Origin of the sequence: Streptomyces afghaniensis, assembly GCF_044327915.1 — a bacterium.
GTDB classification, from domain to species: Bacteria; Actinomycetota; Actinomycetes; order Streptomycetales; family Streptomycetaceae; genus Streptomyces; species Streptomyces afghaniensis.
The window spans coordinates 41,807-60,635 of record NZ_JBIRGJ010000007.1 but is presented as its reverse complement, the minus strand read 5'-3'; the positions used below and the strand labels follow the sequence as shown (position 1 = coordinate 60,635).

Below are 18,829 nucleotides of genomic sequence, written 5' to 3'. Positions count from 1 at the left end.
GGCAAATCCCCCAGAGAGTACTGGAAGGTCGTTGAATGCCCGGAGATCTCCGGCCAAGAGAGCTGCGTGGGGTTTCTGTCCAGGTATGTGCCCTTACGGAGGGGCGGCTTCCGGCCTAAAGTGCCCCCGCCCGGCGGCGCGTTGAGGGCCCGCCTGGCAGGATCGCCGCATGGCTGAGGAGCGAGGGAACGGGCGGGGCGCGGGGGACGTCCGGGATGGCGGACAGGGTGCGGGGGAGCCGCGGCGGAGGGCTGTGCGTCCCGAGGAGGCGCACGCCTGGGAGGAACTCGTCACGACGGCCCGCCGGACCGTCTCCGACGGACTCGTCGTCGGAACGTCCGGGAACGTCTCGGTGCGCGTCGGGGACACCGTGCTGGTCACGCCGTCGGGCGTCCCCTACGACCGGCTGAGGCCGGACGACGTGACCGGCGTCGGCCTCGACGGCGGGCAGGTCCTCGGCACGCTCGTGCCGACCAGCGAGCTGCCCATGCACCTCGCGGTCTACCGCACGACCGGCGCCCGTGCCGTCGTGCACACCCACGCCGTGCACGCGACGGCCGTCTCGACGCTCGTGAGCGAGCTGCCGCTGATCCACTACATGGCCGCCGCGCTCGGCGGACCCGTCCGGGTCGCCCCGTACGCCACGTACGGCACCGACGAGTTGGCCGAGAACATGCTCCGCGCCCTGGCCGACCGCTCCGGCTGCCTCCTCCAGAACCACGGCACGGTCACCCACGGCGCGTCCCTGGACCAGGCCTACGACCGCACCGCGCAGCTGGAATGGATGTGCCGCCTGTGGCTGACCGCCGCATCGGTACCGGGCCTGTCCCCGAGCCTGCTGTCGGGGGAGCAGCTGGCGGAGGTGGAGAAACAGCTGCGGGGCTACGGCCAGCGCCGCTGACCCTCCGCCCCGGCCGTCCGCCCCCGTCACCCCGCGGCTGCCTCCCACTGGTCCGTCGTCCGGTCCACCGGGACACTGGAGGCGTGCGCACTGCCAGAGCGACGGCCGCTGCCGTCACCGCCGTGGTCGGAGTCGGTGCGGCCGCCGTGGCCGCCGGACGGTTCGCCAGTGACGCGGCGCTCAAGGCGCCTCCCGGCCGGCCCCTGCCCACCGAACCCCGGCTCACCGTGCACGGCACCACCGCGGGGAAGATCAGCCTCACCCGGGACCTGGCCGCCCTGCGGCCCGGCCGCTACGGCCTGTCCGGCAACGGCTCCCACGCGGTCGTCGGCCCGGTCCTGACCGACGCCCCGCACTCCGCCGACACCGTCGTACGCCGCCTGGAGCGGGTCACGCACGGCACCCTGAAACCCGGCGACAAGGTCTGGCTCACCCCGAACGTGTACGTCGGCAACCCGAGCGCCGCCCTCGGCATCGAACACACCGACGTCGACATCCCGGGCCAACTCGGATCCCTGCCCGCGTGGTTCGTACCCGGCGCCCGGGACACCTGGGTGATCGCCGTGCACGGCCTCGGCACCACCCGGGAACTCGCCATGAACGTCATGGGGTTCCTGCACCGCAGCCACATCCCGGTGCTCGCCCTCGCCTACCGCGGCGACCTGGGCGCACCCCGCTCGCCCGACGGCCTGAACCACCTCGGCGAGACCGAGTGGCGCGACCTCGACGCGGCGATCCGCCACGCCGTGCGCCACGGCGCCCGGCAGGTCGTCCTGCACGGCTGGTCCACCGGCGCCACCATGGCCCTGCGCGCCGCCGAGCACTCGGAGCTGCGCGACCGCGTCTGCGGGCTCGTCCTGGACTCCCCGGTGCTCAGCTGGGAGGCCACCCTGCGCGCGCTCGCCGCGGCCCGCCGCACCCCGGGCGCGCTGCTTCCCCTGGCGGTCCGCGCCGCACAGGGCCGCACCGGCCTCCACGGCGACCGCGCTCCGGGCGACGCCCCCGCCGCCGGGCTCCGGGTCCCGGCGCTCGTCCTCCACGGACCCGACGACACGGTGGCCCCCTGGCAGCTCTCCCGCCGGCTCGCCGACGCCCGCCCCGACATGGTCGCCCTCCGCACCGTCGGCAACGCGCCCCACGGAGCCATGTGGAACGCCGACCCGCAGGCCTACGAGGAGGCCCTGCGCCGCTTCCTGACCCCTCTCGTGTGACCCCGACGCGTCAGCACCCCCCGTTCACGCCCCCTTCGCCCCGTCGCAACCACGTCCCGTCCCGCTCCCCGACGACCGGTCGTGATGATTCCGTTTAGCGTCGTACCAGTGGCCTGTTTGCGGCCCTCGACCACTCGCGGGACCCCGTGCGTTGGCCATCCCCGTCGCCCGCCGTGACATTCCGTTTGGGTTTTCGGACCGTCAACCGGAAGACTGCCCTCGTGACGTCCCGTATCCCGCGCGACTCCAGGCTTCGACTCGTCCGCCCGCGACCCCTGGCCGCCGCCCCGCAAGCGATGAACCAGCGGCGCTCGCGCCGACCCGCACCGCGCCCCCCGGAGGGCACCCCGGCACCGGCGGAGCTGGCCAGAATGGCTCGCTCAGGTCTGGCCGACGCGGCCCGCGTCGCCCGCTGGGCCGACACCGAGCTCGGCCCCGGACGGGGCAGCGCCACCGCCGACGGCAAGGCCACCCTCTCCGCCGCGACCGCCGAACGGGCCGCCCGCGAGTTGGGCCTGACCCCGGATCAGGTCAGAGCCGACTGGGACACCGCCCGTCTCGCCGGACTCGTCGAGGTGCACGGCGACAGCGCCCGCCCCGGCTGGCGGCTGCGCGCCTGGGACCGCGACGACAGCGCCGTACTGCGCGGCTGGGTCGCCCTCTTCGACGCCTGGTCGCTCGCCTATCCGGAACCCGAGGACCACGAGCCCGCCGCCGTCGCCGAGGTCGTCTCGGCCATGCCGCAGGCGCTCTCGTTCCTCCAGCTGTCCGCCGGCCCCGTCCCGGTGGAGCAGCTCCTGGACCTCCTGGAGCAGCGCGTCACCGAGCTGCGCACCGCGCGCTGCGAGATCCCCTACGGCCCGCAGCCCGAGCCGCCGGCCGAACCGGCGCCCGCCGATGCCCCGCTCGCCCCGCTCCTGGACTGGGCCCTGCGCGCCCTCGCCTCCGTCGGCGCCCTCACCTACGGCGACGGCCAGGCCACGCTCACCCCGCTCGGCAGCTGGGCCGTCTGGGTCAAGCTGGAACAGATCTGCGTCGCCGCCCAGAGCCCCGCCGGGAACATCGAGCAGGCGGCCGAGGACATGCTCCGCGGCTGCGCCCAGCTGCGCCCGAACGCCGCCCGTGCCGAGTACCGCGCCTGGCTCGCCGCCCGCCCCGTCGGCAGCGCCGTCACCGAACTCCTCGGCGCCGCCCGCGGTGAGGACGCCCTGCTGCGCGGCCTCGCCTTCGAGGCGCTGCGCGTGGTCGGCGCCCCCGCGGAGCCGGACGTCCGCGCCGTGCTGGACGAGCCGACGCTCAGGCCGTACGCACTGCTGTGGCTGGCCGAGCACGACGGGGCCGACCCCGAGGACGCCCACGAGGTCCTCACCCGGGAGGAGGCGACCTGGCTGTGGGTGGACACCGCGGCCGCCGTCGCCGACCACGGTGAGGCCCCGCTGCTCGTCCGCCACCTGGAGTCCGCCGTCCAGCCGACCATCCCGATGCTGCTGGACGAGGTGCGCGCCGTGGGTCATCCGAGGACCGTGCAGGTCCTGGTCGCCCTCGCCGCGGCACACCCCGACCCGGCCCTGGCCAAGGCCGTACGCCGGGCCGCCTTCCAGGTCCACACCGGCGGCAGCTAGCGCCGACGACAGGCCCTGGGGCCCGGCCGGGCCGTCAGCCGGATATCTCCGGTGCGTACGTCCCGAAGCTCCACACGTTGCCCTCGAGGTCCCGGGCCATGTAGTCCCGCGAGCCGTAGTCCTGGTCCGTCGGGGGCATCAGGATCTCCGCGCCGTGATCCACGGCGCGGCGGTGGTGCGCGTCCACGTCGTCCACGACGACGTACACCCCGGTCGTGCCCGCGTCCTTCATCGCCTTGTCGAAGACGCTGCCCGTGCCCTTGCTGCCGATCATCACCGCGCCGTTGCCCTGCACCAGCTCGGCGTGCATCACCGCGCCGTCCTCGCCCTCGAACACCGACAGCTCCGTGAAACCGAAGGCCTGCGTGAGCTGCCGGATCGCCGCCTTCGCGTCGGCGTACAGCAGCGTGGGACAGATGCTCGGACGCCCGCCGGACGTGCCTGCCATACCGACCACTCCCTTCTGCCGCCCAGTCTGGCACCCACCACTGACACCGACCCGGCGAGACCAACCGAACACCCGCACGCAGAAAAAGTGGTTGCATCCCCCCGTTAGACTGTCCCCCATGGCCTTTCTCCTCGCGCATTAGACGGCGGGAACGTCCTCAGCCGCCCATCCCGCCCCCGTATCCGCCCTGGAGTCTGTCCGTGATCTCCGCCTCCGGTATCGAGCTGCGCGCCGGTGCCCGCGTCCTCATCGAAAACGCCACCTTCCGCATCGCCAAGGGCGACCGCATCGGCCTCGTCGGCCGCAACGGCGCGGGGAAGACCACCCTCACCAAGTGCCTCGCGGGCGAGGGCGTGCCCGCCGGCGGCACCATCACCCGCTCCGGCGAGGTCGGTTACCTCCCGCAGGACCCCCGCACCGGCGACCTCGACATCCTGGCCCGCGACCGCATCCTGTCCGCCCGCGGCCTGGACGTGCTGATCCGCAAGATGCGCGACAACGAACAGCGCATCGCCAATGGCCAGGGCGCCACCCGCGAGAAGGCGCTCAAGCAGTACGAGCGCCAGGAGACGGAGTTCCTCACCAAGGGCGGGTACGCCGCCGAGGCCGAGGCCGCCACCATCGCCGCCGCGCTGAACCTGCCCGACCGGGTGCTCGGCCAGCCGCTGCACACGCTCTCCGGCGGTCAGCGCCGCCGTATCGAGCTGGCGCGGATCCTCTTCTCCGACGCGGACACCCTGCTCCTCGACGAGCCGACCAACCACCTCGACGCCGACTCGATCGTCTGGCTGCGCGACTACCTCAAGACCTACCGCGGCGGCTTCATCGTGATCTCCCACGACGTCGACCTGGTCGAGACGGTCGTCAACAAGGTGTTCTACCTGGACGCCAACCGCGCCCAGATCGACGTCTACAACATGGGCTGGAAGCTCTACCAGCAGCAGCGCGAGGCCGACGAGAAGCGCCGCAAGCGCGAGCGGCAGAACGCCGAGAAGAAGGCCTCCGCGCTGCATTCGCAGGCCGACAAGATGCGGGCCAAGGCCACCAAGACCGTCGCCGCGCAGAACATGGCCCGCCGGGCGGACAAGCTGCTGGCCGGCCTGGAGGCCGAGCGGAAGTCCGACAAGGTCGCCAAGCTCCGCTTCCCCGAGCCCGCCCCCTGCGGCAAGACCCCGCTGATGGCCGAGGGCCTGTCGAAGTCGTACGGCTCGCTGGAGATCTTCACCGACGTCGACCTGGCCATCGACAAGGGCAGCCGCGTCGTCATCCTGGGCCTGAACGGCGCCGGCAAGACCACCCTGCTGCGGCTGCTGGGCGGCGTGGAGCAGCCCGACACGGGCGCGGTCGTCCCCGGCCACGGTCTGAAGCTCGGGTACTACGCGCAGGAGCACGAGACCCTCGACCCGGAGCGCACGGTCCTGGAGAACATGCGCTCGGCCGCCCCCGACCTGGACCTGGTGGAGGTCCGCAAGACGCTCGGCTCCTTCCTGTTCTCCGGCGACGACGTCGACAAGCCCGCCGGTGTCCTCTCCGGCGGCGAGAAGACCCGCCTGGCGCTCGCCACCCTCGTGGTGTCCTCGGCGAACGTGCTGCTCCTCGACGAGCCGACCAACAACCTCGACCCGGCCAGCCGCGAGGAGATCCTCGGCGCGCTGCGCACGTACAAGGGCGCGGTCGTCCTCGTCACGCACGACGAGGGCGCCGTGGAGGCGCTCCAGCCGGAGCGGATCATCCTGCTGCCGGACGGCGTCGAGGACCTGTGGGGCGCCGACTACGCGGATCTCGTCGCCCTCGCTTGATCGAATGCGTGATCAACGGCGTATGGATCATTCGGCCTAGCGGTGATCCATCATCTGTGTGAGATCTCCTCGTACCGAGGTGTGTCCTACATCGATTTCGCGGCCGAGTCCCCGATTCTTCCGGGCTCGGCCGCGACGCCTTTCTGACCTGGCCTTTCCCGTGGGAATCCGTTCGGGTGTACGGACACCACTCTTCGGAATTCTGCATTCCGTTTGTGGGGACGCGCTCCCGTCGTCACAACCTTGTCTCACGGACCTTGCCGAATGGGTGGCCATCGGGGCCCGGAGGGGTGATCATGAGGAGACCAGAGCGCACTTCCCATGAGGAGGCACGGGTGGCCGAGACTCTGAAGAAGGGCAGCCGGGTGACCGGCGCCGCGCGCGACAAGCTCGCGGCAGACCTGAAGAAGAAGTACGACGCCGGTGCGAGCATCCGGGCGTTGGCCGAGGAGACCGGCCGCTCGTATGGCTTCGTGCACCGCATGCTCAGTGAGTCGGGCGTCACGCTGCGAGGGCGTGGCGGGGCGACGCGGGGCAAAAAGGCCACGGCCTGACCCCGGGTGGCCCCTCGGCTTCGATGGTGGCCACCCGGTCGGTCGGCTGATCGGCCGGGTGGTTACTGTGCAGTCACTTAGCTGACCGCACACATCGGAGGCGTCCCATGGCTTCGCCCGACAAGGACCTCGTTCCCGTACTCGACAAGGACGGCGTACGGCTCACCGTCGACGACGCGATCGCCACGGTGACGCTGACCAATCCGGCCAAGCGCAACGCGCAGAGCCCCGCTCTGTGGCGGGCGCTGACCGAGGCCGGGCGGCAGCTGCCGGGCTCCGTCCGCGTCGTGGTGCTGCGGGCCGAGGGCAAGTCCTTCTCGGCTGGTCTCGACCGGCAGGCGTTCACGCCCGAGGGCTTCGACGGGGAACCGTCGTTCATCGACCTCGCGCGTGGCAGCGACGCCGAGCTGGACGCGACCATCGCCGAGTACCAGGAGGCGTTCACCTGGTGGCGGCGCAGCGACATCGTCTCCGTCGCCGCTGTCCAGGGGCACGCCATCGGGGCGGGCTTCCAGCTCGCCCTCGCCTGCGATCTGCGCGTCGTCGCGGACGACGTGCAGTTCGCCATGCGCGAGACCAGCCTCGGGCTCGTGCCCGACCTGACGGGCACGCACCCGCTGGTGGGACTCGTCGGATACGCCCGCGCGCTCGAGATCTGCGTGACCGGGCGCTTCGTCACGGCCGAGGAGGCCGTGAACACCGGGCTGGCCAATGTGGCCGTGCCCGTCGGCCAACTCGACGACACCGTCCGCGACCTCGTGTCGGCCGTGCTCGCCGCGCCCCGCGACGCGGTCGTCGAGACCAAGGCACTGCTGCGCGGCGCGCAGGACCGCACCTACGAGGACCAGCGCGGCGCGGAACGCCAGGCCCAGGCCCGCCGCCTGCGCGACCTCGCGGGCGTCGGGGACTGAGCCGGCCGTAGTACGGGCGCCGGCACGGGAGTTGCCGCCGACCGCGCGGTGTCCCGCGCTGCTGCTGGGCCGACGCGGGCGGACGGCAGCGCCACCCATGACGCCGGGCGGCGGGTGCCCACGGTGCGCGGTGCCTGTGCTGCCGCTGGGGCGGCCCAGGCCGATGCGACGGCTGTTCTGCCGCCGGGTGGCGGACGCCCCACGGCGGGTGCGACGGCTGCTCGTGCCGCCGCGTGGCGGACGTCCCGCGGCGGGCCCGCTCCCTCAGCCGTGCCGCCGGGTGGCGGACGCCCCGCGGCGGGTGCGACGGCTGCTCTGCCGCCGGGTGGCGGACGTCCCGCGGCGGGTGCGACGGCTGCTCGTGCCGCCGGGTGGTGGACGCCCCGCGGCGGGTGCCGCTCCCTCAGCCGTGCCGCCGGGTGGCGGACGTCCCGCGGCGGGTGCCGGTCCCTCAGCCGATCCCGCTCACCAGGACCGCCACCGTCGGGTGGTCCGGCAGTGTCGTCCGCACCGCGGTGCGGACCTGGCGCGCCACGTCCCGGGCCCGGTGGTCCTCGCGCACCGCGAGTTCAAGCCGGACGTGGCGGTGCGCCAGCGCGGCGTCGCCCGGGAGCACCTCGATGTGCACGGGGTGGCCCAGCGCGCCGGTCAACCGGAGTACGCCCGGGACCTTGAGCGCGGCGGCGGCGACGCGACCCTCGTCGTCGCCCCCGGCCTGCGCGGCGCGCGGCGGCTCGGGGAGCGGCGCGGTGGGCCCGGCCGGTTCCGTCTCCTCGTCCAGCAGACCTGTCACGCGCAGATCCACTTCCGTCACCGTCAGACCGAGCCGCTGCGTCGCGGCCGTCGCCAGCGTCGCCCGCAGCAGGGACGCCGTCGTCGGCAGCGGCTGCGAGGCCGTGGCCGCGAACTCCGCCGTCACCCGCAGTGGCCCGGGCGGCAGACCGCTCGGCGGGGCCGGCACGGCCGGGCTCCCGGTGTCAGCCGGATCGGCGAGCGCGACCCGGAGCGCGTCGATGCGCACGCCCGGAGCGTCCGCCGCCGCGCGCCGCAGCACCGCCTCGGCCGCCTGCTCGGCGATCCAAGCGCCATCCCGCGCATCACCCAGCGGCAGGAGCCTGCCGAGGCCCAGCTGATGTCTCACTGCCTGCGTCCATCGGTCGGCCGTCATTCCTCCAGCCTGCCGTATCAAAGGCGCGTATCCACGCAACCGTGCTTACCGTGGTCGAAGGACGACAACCGAAAAGGACGTACGGCGATGACTGACATGACCGAGAACCGGGGCGGGGAGACCGAGACGTCGGCGGCGCGCAGGAGTCCGCTGGCCAAGCGCGCCGGGGGAGACCCCGGATCCCGGGGACGGACGACCATCGCGGACGGCGTCGTGGAGAAGATCGCCGGACTCGCCGCACGCGATGTGGACGGCGTGCACGCCATGGGCAGCGGCCTGTCCCGCACCTTCGGAGCCGTGCGCGACCGCGTGCCCGGCGGCGCGAAGTCGGTGACGCGCGGTGTGAAGGCCGAGGTCGGCGAGGTACAGGCCGCCCTCGACCTGGAGATCGTGGTCGTCTACGGCGCGGCGATCGCCGATGTGGCCCGCGACGTGCGGGAGAACGTCATCACCGCCGTCGAGCGGATGACGGGCCTCGAGGTCGTCGAGGTCAACATCGCGGTGAGCGACGTGAAGCTGCCGGACGAGGAGGAAGAGGAACCGGAGCGCCGGATCCAGTGAGGCACCCGCCACCGCAGAGCGCAGCGACCGAGAAGCTGAGGAGCGCAGCATGAGCATGGCCGTCGCCGGCATGATCGCCGGCATGGCACTGGCATTCGCCGGGTATTTCGGCGGGTTCGGCGCCTTCCTGCTGGTGGCGGCGCTGGGCGCCGTCGGCTTGGTCGTCGGCCGGTTCCTGGAGGGGGACATGGACTTCGGCGACTTCTTCCGTCCCCGTGATCGGCGGCGGTGACGGCCGTGAGCGCAGGGGCCGGTGAGCTCGACAGACCCCTGACCGTCGTCCCGCCGGGCGAGCGGGGTGCCACCCGGATCGCCGACCGGGTCGTCGCGAAGATCGCCTCACAGGCGGCCCGCGAGGCCGTCGGGCCGCTGCCGCCCGACGCCGACCGGCCGTCCGCCACCGTCGCCGTGCGCCACGACGTCGCGCACGTCCGCGTGCACGTCGAGCTGGACTACCCCTGCGACGTCGGCGCGCGCTGCCGCCAGGTGCGTCGCCGAGTCGCCGAGCGGGTAGGCGACTTGGTGGGAATGCAGGTGCCGGAGGTCGTCGTCCAGGTGGAGCGGCTGCACCTGGCCGCCGGGCCCGGCGCGGTACAGGGGAGGACGCGATGAGCGAACCCCGGGGCACCGAACCGCCCGAGCCCGAGGGCACCACACAGCGGCTGCCCGTCCTCGAGAAGTCGCAGCCCGGCACGGGACCCGACCGGTCCGCGCCCGAAGCCGGGAACGGAACGCCGCCCGCACTCGAGGGCGAGGGCGGCCGCGAAGGCCGCTTCTGGTCGGCACGCCGCGTCCCGGCGGGCATCGTCGCCCTGCTGCTCCTGGGACTCGCCGGACTGTTCCTCTACGACATCGCGTCCGTGCGCGCCGACCGGCCCGTCATGAGCTGGCGCCGGGAGCTGGCCCGGCAGCTCGCCGAGCGGCCCCTCGACGACACCTGGGTGCTCGTCGGGGCCGGGGTCGCCGCCGCCCTCGGGCTTTGGCTGCTGGTGCTGGCCGCCACGCCCGGCCTGCGGCACGTGCTCCCGATGCGGCGGACGCACGCCGACGTACGCGCCGGACTGGACCGGGACGCCGCCGCGACCGCGTTGCGCGACCGGGCCATGGAAGTGGCCGGCGTGCAGTCGGTGCGGGTGCGCGTGCGCCGGAGGCGGGCGAAAGCCCGCGCCATGTCGCACTTCCGTGAACTGGACGACGTACGAACCGACTTGGACGCCGTGCTCACCGACGCGATCCGCGGGCTGGGACTCTCCCGGCCACCCGCGCTGTCGGTGCGCGTCCGGCGGCCCGGCCGGAAGGAGTGACCGCGATGCTCAGGGTCGTCAACCGCGTGTTCCTGGGGCTCGTCGGCCTCGTCCTGCTGGTGCTGGGCGGCTCCGTACTGGCCGTCGGCCTCGGCGCTCCGGCACCCTCGTGGTGGATCCACGACAGCCGCCACGACGTGCTGCTGAGCGACGCCGAGCGCACGCGCTGGCGGGACGACGGCTGGTGGTGGCCGACTGTCATCGCCGTACTCGCCGTCGCGCTGCTGCTCGCCCTGTGGTGGCTGGTCGCGGTGCTCCGCCGACGCCGCCTCGCCGAAGTCCTCGTGGACACCGGCGACGGCGAGGGCGCCCTGCTGCGCGGCCGGGCCCTGGAGAACGCCCTCACGGAGGAGGCGGCCCGGGTCGACGGTGTCGACCGGGCCCACGCCCGTCTGACGGGCCGCCGCAGCGCCCCCGAGGCCCGCGTACGGCTCGCACTGGAACCGCACGTGGACCCGGGCACCGCCCTGCACGACCTGACGACCGGCGCCCTGACCCACGCCCGGACATCGGCGGGCCTCGCGGCACTGCCGGCGGAGGTACGGCTGCGGGGTGTCAAGCACGGTGCGGAGAGGGTGAGCTGACCGTCCCGGTCGGAGAACGGCGCTCAGAACCCGGCGCTCAGAACCCGTGCCGTGCTCCGCCGTCCACCGGCACCATGACCCCGGTCAGATAGGAAGCCGCCGGAGACAGCAGGAACGCCGCCACCCGGCCGAACTCCTCGGGCGCCCCGTACCGCCGCAACGGGATACGCGACTCCGCCGCCGCCCGGGTCGCCTCGGGATCCGCCGACAGCGCGTCCAGTTCGCGCACGCGGTCCGTGTCGATGCGCCCGGGCAGCACACCGACCACGCGAACGCCTCGCGGCCCCAGTTCGTCGGACAGCGACTTGGCGAACCCGGCCAGCCCCGGCCGCAGTCCGTTCGAGATCGTCAGCCCCGGAATCGGCTCGTACACCGACCCGGACAGCACGAACCCGATGACACCCCCCGACTCCAACTCCGCCGACGCCGCGCGAGCCAGCCGCACCGCGCCGAGGAACACCGACTCGAAAGCCGCCTGCCACTGCTCGTCGGTGTTGTCCGAGACGAACCCGGCCGGCGGCCCGCCCACGCTGACGAGGACGCCGTTGAAGCGCCCGAAGTGCTCCCGCGCGGCACCGATCAGCCGGGCCGGGGCGTCGGGGTCGGCGTTGTCGACGGCCACCCCGACCGCGTTCGGGCCCAGCGCGGCCGCCGCGTCGGCGACGCTCTTCTCGTCCCGCCCCGAGACGACCACCTTCGCCCCGTCCGCGACGAGCTGGCGCGCGGTGGCGTTGCCGAGGCCCCGGGTGGCCCCGGTGACGACGTACACCCGGTCTTTCAGTCCAAGATCCATGGCCCCTATCCTGCCCCGTCCTCACCGAACAGGGCCATGGCGGTGTTGACCAGGCCGATGTGGCTGAACGCCTGCGGGACGTTGCCGAGCTGCCGGCCGGTCACCGGGTCGAACTCCTCGGACAGCAGGCCGACGTCGTTGGCGAGTCCCGCCAGCCGCTCGAACAGCTCCCGGGCCTCTTTCGTACGGCCCGTCATGTGCAGGGCGTCGGCGAGCCAGAACGAGCACACCAGGAAGGCGCCTTCGGAGCCGGGCAGTCCGTCGACGGCCGCGTCGTCCGTGTGGTCGGTGGAGTAGCGGCGCAGGAAGCCGCCGTGGTCCAGCTCCTCGCGGACCGCGTCGATGGTGCCGACCACCCGTGGATCGTCGGGCGGCAGGAAACCGACGCGCGGGATGAGCAGCAGCGCGGCGTCCAGTTCCCGCGAGCCGTAGGCCTGCGTGAAGGTGTTGCGCGCGGGGTCGTAGCCCTTGTCGCACACCTCGCGGTGCACCTCGTCGCGCAGCGCGCGCCAGCCGTCCAGGTCGCCGTCCAGCTCCGGATGGCGTTCCAGGGTGCGCACGGCACGGTCGGCGGCGACCCACACCATCACCTTCGAGTGCACGAACTGGCGCCGGCCGCCGCGCACCTCCCACAGCCCCTCGTCCGGCTGCCGCCAGTGCGTGCGCAGGAAGTCCATCAGGGCTCTCTGCAGCGCCCACACGTCCGGCTGGGCGGACAGGCCCGATTCGCGGGCCAGCGACAGGGAGTCCATGACCTCGCCGTAGACGTCCAGCTGGAGCTGGTTCACGGCGTCGTTCCCGATGCGTACCGGGGCGGCCCCGGCGAAGCCGGACAGCCACGGCACCTCGAACTCGGGCAGCCGTCGCTCACCCGCCACGCCGTACATGATCTGGAGGTCCGCCGGGTCGCCCGCGACCGCGCGCAGCAGCCAGTTGCGCCAGGCCTCGGCCTCCTCCTGGTAGCCCGCGGCCAGCAGCGCGCCCAGGGTGAGGGTGGAGTCGCGCAGCCAGCAGTAGCGGTAGTCCCAGTTGCGCACCCCGCCCGGCTCCTCGGGCAGTGAGGTGGTCGCGGCGGCGACGATGCCGCCGGTCGGGGCGTAGGTGAGCGCCTTGAGGGTGATCAGAGAGCGGACGACGGCGTCCCGGTACGGTCCGTCGTAGCGGCAGCGCGACGCCCAGGCGCGCCAGTCCTCGACGCTGTGGCGCAGTGACTCGTACGGGTCGACGAGCGGCGGGCGTTCCTCGTGCGAGGGGTGCCAGGTGAGGACGAACGCGACCTTCTCCCCCTTGCGGACCGTGAACTCCGCGTGCGTGCCGAAGTCCTCGCCCCAGCTGCGTACCTCCGGCTCGCTGCGCAGCCAGGCCGAGTCGGGGCCGGCGACGGCGACGCGGTGACCGTCGGCCCGGCGTACCCAGGGGATGATCGAGCCGTAGTCGAAGCGCAGCTTGAGGACGCTGTGGAGCGTCACCTCGCCGTCCAGGCCCTCGACGACGCGGACGAGGTCGGGGGCCTGGTCGCGCTGCGGCATCAGGTCGGTGACGCGGACCGTCCCCCGGCCGGTCTCCCACTCGGTGTCCAGGACGAGGGTGTCGGGGCGATAGGCGCGCCGGGTGCACCGGTCCGCCCCCACGGGGGCGATGCGCCAGGAGCCGTTGTCCTCGTCGCCGAGCAGCTTGGCGAAGCAGGCGGCCGAGTCGAAGCGGGGCAGGCAGAGCCAGTCCACGGATCCGTCCGTGCCGACCAGGGCGGCGGTCTGTTCGTCGCCGATGAGCGCGTAGTCCTCGATGCTCGGGTGCACGGAGTGCGGGTTCCCGGCAAGTCGGTGCGGCAATCAGGGCAGGGGCCGGGGGAGTGACGGGCCTTCGGCGACCGGGGCGCGCGTGCCCGAGAAGATCACCCCCGGGTCCGACGGGGCCTGGTTGAGCACCCACAGGCCGATCAGGGTGGCCAGCGTGAACACGACGGCGATCAGCACGGCGAGCACGAGTCGCCGCCGGCGCTCGCGCCGCAGCCACTCACCGCGTGCCGTGCGGTACGCGTCGGGGTCGGGAAGCACCCCGCCCGCCAGTACCCGGAGCGCCTCGCGGAGCTCCTCCTCGGTGCGGCCGTGACCGGCGGTGTCCGGACTGGTGCCGCGCGACGGAGTGTTGTCTCGGTTCGTCATCGCCGGGCCTCCATCGCCTGAGTCAGGGCGGCGATGCCGCGTGCCGTGTGCGTCTTGACCGAACCGCTGGATATGCCCATCGCGGCGGCTATCTCGCTCTCCTTGAGACCGAGCCAGTGCCGCAGCACCAGTGCCTCGCGCTGCCGGGGCGGCAGCTGCTGGAGCGCGTCGATCAGCACGCGCTGGTCGTCCCGCAGCAGCGCGGCGTGCTCGGCGGAGGCGACCGTGTCGTCCGGCGGGTTCTCCTCGTGTCTGCGGGCGACTTGAAGGTGCCGGATCCGCATCCGCGTCAGATTGCAGACCGTGGAGCGCAGATACGCCTCCGCCGCGGCCGCGTCCCGCAGCCGCCGCCACTTGCGGTAGATCTGGTAGTACGCCTCGGCCACCACGTTCTCCGGGTCGTCGGCGCCGAGCAGGACGGCGAGGCGCAGCATCGAGGAGTAGTGCAGCTCGAAGAGGCGGGCGACACCGGCCTCGCGCTCCAGGTCGGCGGAGTCGCCGGCCGGGGGAGCGAGGGGCTCGGCCGGTGCCGGTGCCGGTGGCGGCACCGGTGGCAGCGTGGGGTTCTGTCTGCGTCTCACGGGTTGTTCGCTCCGGTCTCCGGGCGTCGCCGGACGGTCAGGCGGGACGGCAGGTCGGTCGTGTCGGCGCCGCGCGGGACACCGAGGCGGGTCAGCACCGCGGTGACGGTCACCGCGACGGTCAGATTGAGCAGCAGGGCGGCGAGCCCGGCGTAGATCTCCAGCGGCCGGGCGCCGGTGCCGAGCGGCACGATCGGGGAGAACCCCTCGCGCACCACCAGATACGTCCCCGACGCCATGCCCACGGCCCACCCGGCGAGCAGCGCCCGCGGGTGCGGCCACCCGGTGAACAGCCCCACGGCGACGGCCGGGAAGATCTGCAGGATCCACACGCCGCCGAGCAGCTGGAGGTTGACGGCGTCCTGGTCGCGCAGCCCGAACACGAACGCCACGGCCCCCACCTTCGCGGTGAGCGACACCGCCTTGGCGATCCGTACCTGCCGCTTCGGCGTGGCCGTCGGATGGACGTACTCGACGTACACGTTGCGGACGAAACTCGTGGCCGCGGCGATCGACATCACCGCCGCCGGGACGAGCGCCCCCACGGTGATCGCGGCGAACACCAGGCCGGCCAGCGGCGCCGGCATCAGCCGGTCCACCAGCATCGGCACGGCCGCCTCGGCACCCCCGCGCGGCGCCCGCACGCCTGCGGCGAGGGCGGCGATGCCGAGGAAGCCGAACAGCGCGAGCAGCCCGGTCCAGGCGGGCAGCGCCACCGAGACCTTGCGCAGGGTCCGGGGTCCGTCGGCGGCGAAACCGGCGGTGAGCACGTGCGGGTACATCAGCAGGGCGAGCGCGGAGCCGAGCGCGAGCGAGGCGTAGGCCGGCTGCTGCGCGGGGGACAGGAGCAGCGCCGGGCCGCCCAGCCGCCGCGCCGCGCCGTCGAAGACCGGGCCCGGGCCGCCCAGCCGCGCAAGGACCAGCCAGGTCACCGCGGTGAGCGAGACGAACACCGCCACCGCCTTCAGCGCGGAGATGACGGTGGGCGCCCGCAGCCCGTGCCGGTACGTGGCCACCGCGAGCCCCGCGAACAGCGCGACCAGCACCAGGTCCCCGACAGCACCCCGCGGGTACCCGCCCCCGGCCGTCAGGACCGCCCTGATGCCCAGCAGTTGCAGCGCCAGGTACGGCATCGTGGCGAGGATCCCGGTCAGCGCCACCACCAGGGCCAGCGGCGGCGACCCGTACCGGCCGCGCACGAAGTCGGCGGCGGTGATGTAGCCGTGCCGCCGGGCCACGCTCCACAGCCGGCTCAGCAGCACGAAGGCGAGCGGGCAGACGATCACCGTGTACGGCACGGCGAAGAAGGCGGGCGCGCCGTTGCCGTAGGCCAGTCCGGGTACCGCGGTGAAGGTGTACGCGGTGAAGATCGTGCCGCCCAGCAGCAGCCAGGTCCAGCCGGGGCCGAGGGAGCGGTCGGCCAGGGCCCAGCCCTCCAGGGAGGGCAGCCGGTCGACCGGGTGCAGCCGCCGCGCGGTGACGGCGAGCAGCGACGCCCCGCCGATCACGGCGAGGAACGTCGCGGTCATGGCGCCGTCAGCCATGGGTCACCGTCCTTGGTGTGCCTGTGCCCTCGCGCGAGAGTTGCGCGGACGGCCCGTCCGGAGGACAGGAAACCGGCGGGAAATCTTTCTCGAACGCCGTGTCAACCACTTCCGGCGAGTGCGCAACTCTTGCACAGACCGACAGCGAGCGGGAGAGGAGCACAGGTCATGGCACGCACCGGGCACCCCCGGCTACGGCGCGTCGCCGTCGCCCTGCTGCTGCTCGCACCCGCGGCCGGGTTGCTGTGGGTCCCGCTGTACGCCGGTGCCGGTCCGCGGCTCGCGGGGACGCCGTTCTTCTACTGGTACCAGCTCGCGTGGGTACCGGGCTGCGGTCTGTGCCTGCTCGCGGCGTACGCGCTGACGGATCGGGACCGCTGATCCGCACGCCCTGATCCGCACTCCCCGTTGTGCACACCCGTCGAGGTGAGGAGCCGCCATGCCCGTATCAGCCCTGCCCGAATCCGGGCCCGAGGTGCCGGAAAAGTCCAGAACACGGCCGATTCTGCTGTGGACCGCCGTCTCCCTGCTCGGTGCGGTCGCCTGGGGCGTCCTCGCCCTGGCCCGCGGCGAGCGGATCTCCGCGGTCTGGCTGGTGATCGCCGCGCTCGGGTCGTACGCCATCGCCTACCGCTTCTACTCCAGGTTCATCGCCCGCCGGGTCCTGGAGCCGGACGACCGCCGGGCCACCCCCGCCGAACGCCTCGAGGACGGCGTCGACTACCACCCCACCGACCGCCGGGTGCTGCTCGGGCACCACTTCGCCGCGATCGCCGGCGCCGGACCCCTCGTGGGGCCGGTGCTCGCGGCCCAGATGGGCTACCTGCCGGGGACCCTGTGGATCGTGGCGGGGGTGATCTTCGCGGGCGCGGTGCAGGACATGGTCGTGCTGTTCCTGTCGATGCGGCGGGACGGCACGTCGCTCGGGCAGATGGCCCGCGACGAGATCGGCCGGGCCGGCGGGGCCGCCGCCCTGATCGCCGTGTTCGCCATCATGATCATCCTGTTGGGGGTCCTGGCGCTGGTCGTCGTCAACGCCCTCGCCCACAGCCCCTGGGGCACCTTCTCCGTCGCGATGACCATCCCCATCGCCCTGTTCATGGGCTTCTGGCTGCACGTCATCCGACCGGGCCGGGTCGTCGAGACCAGTCTGATCGGCGTGGTCCTGCTGCTGCTCGCCATCGTCGGCGGCAGCTGGATCCAGGAGTCCTCGCTGGCCTCCGCCTTCACGCTCAGTCCCACGACCCTGGTCTTCTGCCTCGTCGGCTACGGCTTCGTCGCCTCCGTCCTGCCGGTGTGGATGCTGCTCGCGCCGCGCGACTACCTCTCCACCTTCATGAAGATCGGCACCATCGCCCTGCTCGCGGTCGGCGTGGTCGTCGCGGCGCCGGTCCTGCGCACGGACGCGGTGAGCGACTTCGCCTCGTCGGGTGCGGGGCCCGTCTTCGCCGGGGCGCTGTTCCCGTTCCTCTTCATCACCATCGCCTGCGGCGCGCTGTCCGGCTTCCACGCGCTGGTCGCCTCCGGGACGACCCCGAAGCTCATCCGGAAGGAGTCCCAGGTTCGGATGATCGGCTACGGCGCCATGCTGATGGAGTCGTTCGTCGCGATCATGGCGCTGATCGCCGCGGCGACCCTGGAACCGGGCCTCTACTACGCCATGAACGCCCCGGCGGCCCTCCTCGGCACGACGGCCGAGTCGGCCTCCCACGCCGTCGCCGGCCTCGGCTTCACCATCACCCCCGACCAGCTCACCCAGGCCGCCAAGGCCGTGGAGGAGCAGACGCTGATCGCCCGCTCCGGAGGGGCCCCGACCCTGGCCGTCGGGATGTCGGAGATCTTCTCCGGAGTCTTCGGCGGCGCCGGGATGAAGGCCTTCTGGTACCACTTCGCCATCATGTTCGAGGCGCTGTTCATCCTGACGACGGTGGACGCGGGCACCCGCGTCGGCCGTTTCATGCTCCAGGACATGCTCGGCAACGTGTGGAAGCCGGCCGGCCGGGTCAACTGGAAGCCGGGCATCTGGCTGTGCAGCGCCCTCGTCGTGGCGGCCTGGGGCTACTTCCTCCACACCGGCGCCACCGACCCGCTCGGCGGGATCAACCAGCTCTTCCCGCTCTTCGGCATCGCGAACCAGCTCCTCGCCGCGATCGCCCTCGCCGTCTGCACCACGATCCTGATCAAGTCCGGCCGGCTGCGCTGGGCCTGGGTCACGGGTCTCCCGCTCGCCTGGGTCGTCGCGATCACCTTCACCGCGGGCTGGCAGAAGATCTTCTCCGCCGACCCGAAGACCGGCTTCTTCGCCCAGCGCGCGCGGTACGCCGACGCCCTCGACGCCGGTCAGGTCCTGCCGCCCGCCAAGAACCTCGACGACATGCACACCGTGGTCACCAACTCCACGGTCGACGGTGTGCTGATCGCCCTGTTCCTGCTGCTGGTCGCCGTCGTGATCGGCAACGCCGCGGTGGTCTGTGTGCGGGCGATCCGGGCCCCGGGCTCCACTCCGGTCACGGAGGCGCCGTACGTCGAGTCCCGCCTCGACGTGCCGGACGAGCCGCTGGCGGGAGCCCGTACATGAGGGTGGTGCGCTGGGCGCGGGCGGTGCGCTGGTACGTGCGGGAACTGGCGGAGGTACTGAACCGGTCGCACCGGGAGGAGTGCCGGCAGGGGCGCTGCTGCTGAC

General features: G+C 73.1%; 20 protein-coding genes. 13 read left to right on the top strand and 7 right to left on the bottom strand.

Annotation, left to right across the window (positions count from 1 at the left end; translation table 11 throughout):
• The first annotated feature begins 169 nt into the window (after positions 1–169).
• From ACH4G3_RS26080 to ACH4G3_RS26070, 3 genes are all read left to right on the top strand, one after another.
• The gene (locus ACH4G3_RS26080; protein WP_397626784.1) at positions 170–901 is read left to right on the top strand and encodes a class II aldolase/adducin family protein; all 732 of its coding nucleotides are present in this window, start codon (positions 170–172) and stop codon (positions 899–901) included.
• Positions 902–984: 83 nt separating this feature from the next.
• Positions 985–2,112: an alpha/beta hydrolase gene (locus ACH4G3_RS26075; protein ID WP_397626783.1), complete on the top strand. Its 1,128-nt coding sequence runs from the start codon at positions 985–987 to the stop codon at positions 2,110–2,112.
• A gap of 221 nt (positions 2,113–2,333) precedes the next feature.
• A complete protein-coding gene (locus ACH4G3_RS26070; RefSeq protein WP_397619800.1) occupies positions 2,334–3,734 on the top strand; it encodes a hypothetical protein in 1,401 nt (466 codons plus the stop codon).
• Between the two features lie 34 nt (positions 3,735–3,768).
• Here the strand turns inward: ACH4G3_RS26070 and ACH4G3_RS26065 are convergent, their stop codons facing one another.
• Positions 3,769–4,182 carry a VOC family protein gene (locus ACH4G3_RS26065; protein WP_397619799.1) on the bottom strand — a complete coding sequence of 138 codons (414 nt, stop codon included), beginning with the start codon at positions 4,180–4,182 and terminating at the stop codon, positions 3,769–3,771.
• A 200-nt stretch (positions 4,183–4,382) separates the two neighbouring features.
• Here ACH4G3_RS26065 and ACH4G3_RS26060 point away from each other — a divergent pair, with 200 nt between their 5' ends.
• From ACH4G3_RS26060 to ACH4G3_RS26050, 3 genes are all read left to right on the top strand, one after another.
• Positions 4,383–5,981: an ABC-F family ATP-binding cassette domain-containing protein gene (locus tag ACH4G3_RS26060; RefSeq protein WP_397626782.1), complete on the top strand. Its 1,599-nt coding sequence runs from the start codon at positions 4,383–4,385 to the stop codon at positions 5,979–5,981.
• A 335-nt stretch (positions 5,982–6,316) separates the two neighbouring features.
• On the top strand, positions 6,317–6,535 hold the full coding sequence (locus tag ACH4G3_RS26055) for a helix-turn-helix domain-containing protein (protein WP_010037790.1): 219 nt from the start codon (positions 6,317–6,319) through the stop codon (positions 6,533–6,535).
• Between the two features lie 107 nt (positions 6,536–6,642).
• A complete protein-coding gene (locus ACH4G3_RS26050) occupies positions 6,643–7,446 on the top strand; it encodes an enoyl-CoA hydratase/isomerase family protein (RefSeq protein WP_397626781.1) in 804 nt (267 codons plus the stop codon).
• 451 nt (positions 7,447–7,897) lie between these two features.
• Here ACH4G3_RS26050 and ACH4G3_RS26045 read toward each other — a convergent pair whose 3' ends face one another.
• Positions 7,898–8,614: a nucleopolyhedrovirus P10 family protein gene (locus tag ACH4G3_RS26045; RefSeq protein ID WP_397626780.1), complete on the bottom strand. Its 717-nt coding sequence runs from the start codon at positions 8,612–8,614 to the stop codon at positions 7,898–7,900.
• 87 nt (positions 8,615–8,701) lie between these two features.
• Here ACH4G3_RS26045 and ACH4G3_RS26040 point away from each other — a divergent pair, with 87 nt between their 5' ends.
• The 5 genes from ACH4G3_RS26040 to amaP are packed head-to-tail and all read left to right on the top strand — an operon-like array spanning position 8,702 to position 11,063.
• Positions 8,702–9,175, top strand: coding sequence for an Asp23/Gls24 family envelope stress response protein (locus tag ACH4G3_RS26040; protein ID WP_397626779.1), 474 nt, complete (start codon positions 8,702–8,704; stop codon positions 9,173–9,175).
• Positions 9,176–9,224: 49 nt separating this feature from the next.
• Positions 9,225–9,407, top strand: coding sequence for a hypothetical protein (locus ACH4G3_RS26035; RefSeq protein WP_037670573.1), 183 nt, complete (start codon positions 9,225–9,227; stop codon positions 9,405–9,407).
• Positions 9,404–9,787 (top strand): Asp23/Gls24 family envelope stress response protein, encoded by a 384-nt coding sequence (locus tag ACH4G3_RS26030; protein ID WP_397626778.1) that lies wholly within the window; start codon positions 9,404–9,406, stop codon positions 9,785–9,787. Before ACH4G3_RS26035 ends, ACH4G3_RS26030 begins: the two co-directional genes overlap by 4 nt.
• Positions 9,784–10,479, top strand: a complete 696-nt coding sequence (locus ACH4G3_RS26025) for a DUF6286 domain-containing protein (protein WP_397626777.1) — start codon at positions 9,784–9,786, stop codon at positions 10,477–10,479. Before ACH4G3_RS26030 ends, ACH4G3_RS26025 begins: the two co-directional genes overlap by 4 nt.
• Positions 10,476–11,063 carry an alkaline shock response membrane anchor protein AmaP gene (amaP, locus tag ACH4G3_RS26020; protein ID WP_397626776.1) on the top strand — a complete coding sequence of 196 codons (588 nt, stop codon included), beginning with the start codon at positions 10,476–10,478 and terminating at the stop codon, positions 11,061–11,063. Before ACH4G3_RS26025 ends, amaP begins: the two co-directional genes overlap by 4 nt.
• A gap of 37 nt (positions 11,064–11,100) precedes the next feature.
• On the opposite strand, the gene ACH4G3_RS26015 is transcribed toward amaP, so the two are convergent.
• Genes ACH4G3_RS26015 through ACH4G3_RS25995 form a run of 5 tightly spaced genes read right to left on the bottom strand, consistent with a single transcriptional unit; the run spans position 11,101 to position 16,146 of the window.
• Positions 11,101–11,856, bottom strand: coding sequence for an SDR family oxidoreductase (locus ACH4G3_RS26015; RefSeq protein ID WP_397626775.1), 756 nt, complete (start codon positions 11,854–11,856; stop codon positions 11,101–11,103).
• Positions 11,857–11,861: 5 nt separating this feature from the next.
• Positions 11,862–13,655, bottom strand: a complete 1,794-nt coding sequence (locus ACH4G3_RS26010; protein WP_397626774.1) for a glycoside hydrolase family 15 protein — start codon at positions 13,653–13,655, stop codon at positions 11,862–11,864.
• A gap of 33 nt (positions 13,656–13,688) precedes the next feature.
• Positions 13,689–14,021: a hypothetical protein gene (locus ACH4G3_RS26005; RefSeq protein ID WP_397626773.1), complete on the bottom strand. Its 333-nt coding sequence runs from the start codon at positions 14,019–14,021 to the stop codon at positions 13,689–13,691.
• Positions 14,018–14,602 (bottom strand): SigE family RNA polymerase sigma factor, encoded by a 585-nt coding sequence (locus ACH4G3_RS26000; protein ID WP_397626772.1) that lies wholly within the window; start codon positions 14,600–14,602, stop codon positions 14,018–14,020. Before ACH4G3_RS26000 ends, ACH4G3_RS26005 begins: the two co-directional genes overlap by 4 nt.
• Positions 14,599–16,146: a sodium:solute symporter family protein gene (locus tag ACH4G3_RS25995; protein WP_397626771.1), complete on the bottom strand. Its 1,548-nt coding sequence runs from the start codon at positions 16,144–16,146 to the stop codon at positions 14,599–14,601. Before ACH4G3_RS25995 ends, ACH4G3_RS26000 begins: the two co-directional genes overlap by 4 nt.
• Positions 16,147–16,314: 168 nt before the next feature.
• Between ACH4G3_RS25995 and ACH4G3_RS25990 the strand changes: the two genes are divergently transcribed.
• Both ACH4G3_RS25990 and ACH4G3_RS25985 read left to right on the top strand, forming a co-directional pair.
• Positions 16,315–16,527, top strand: a complete 213-nt coding sequence (locus ACH4G3_RS25990; protein WP_397626770.1) for a DUF3311 domain-containing protein — start codon at positions 16,315–16,317, stop codon at positions 16,525–16,527.
• Positions 16,528–16,585: 58 nt separating this feature from the next.
• A complete protein-coding gene (locus ACH4G3_RS25985) occupies positions 16,586–18,724 on the top strand; it encodes a carbon starvation CstA family protein (protein WP_397626769.1) in 2,139 nt (712 codons plus the stop codon).
• Positions 18,725–18,829 lie beyond the last annotated feature (105 nt).

Coding starts and splice junctions, on each gene's coding strand:
- ACH4G3_RS25995 (WP_397626771.1), bottom strand. CDS start 16,146: ATGGCTGACGGCGCCATGACCGCGACGTTCCTCGCCGTGATCGGCGGG.
- ACH4G3_RS26025 (WP_397626777.1), top strand. CDS start 9,784: ATGAGCGAACCCCGGGGCACCGAACCGCCCGAGCCCGAGGGCACCACA.
- ACH4G3_RS26045 (WP_397626780.1), bottom strand. CDS start 8,614: ATGACGGCCGACCGATGGACGCAGGCAGTGAGACATCAGCTGGGCCTC.
- ACH4G3_RS26040 (WP_397626779.1), top strand. CDS start 8,702: ATGACTGACATGACCGAGAACCGGGGCGGGGAGACCGAGACGTCGGCG.
- ACH4G3_RS26080 (WP_397626784.1), top strand. CDS start 170: ATGGCTGAGGAGCGAGGGAACGGGCGGGGCGCGGGGGACGTCCGGGAT.
- ACH4G3_RS25985 (WP_397626769.1), top strand. CDS start 16,586: ATGCCCGTATCAGCCCTGCCCGAATCCGGGCCCGAGGTGCCGGAAAAG.
- ACH4G3_RS26035 (WP_037670573.1), top strand. CDS start 9,225: ATGAGCATGGCCGTCGCCGGCATGATCGCCGGCATGGCACTGGCATTC.
- ACH4G3_RS26065 (WP_397619799.1), bottom strand. CDS start 4,182: ATGGCAGGCACGTCCGGCGGGCGTCCGAGCATCTGTCCCACGCTGCTG.
- ACH4G3_RS26005 (WP_397626773.1), bottom strand. CDS start 14,021: ATGACGAACCGAGACAACACTCCGTCGCGCGGCACCAGTCCGGACACC.
- ACH4G3_RS26050 (WP_397626781.1), top strand. CDS start 6,643: ATGGCTTCGCCCGACAAGGACCTCGTTCCCGTACTCGACAAGGACGGC.
- ACH4G3_RS25990 (WP_397626770.1), top strand. CDS start 16,315: ATGGCACGCACCGGGCACCCCCGGCTACGGCGCGTCGCCGTCGCCCTG.
- ACH4G3_RS26015 (WP_397626775.1), bottom strand. CDS start 11,856: ATGGATCTTGGACTGAAAGACCGGGTGTACGTCGTCACCGGGGCCACC.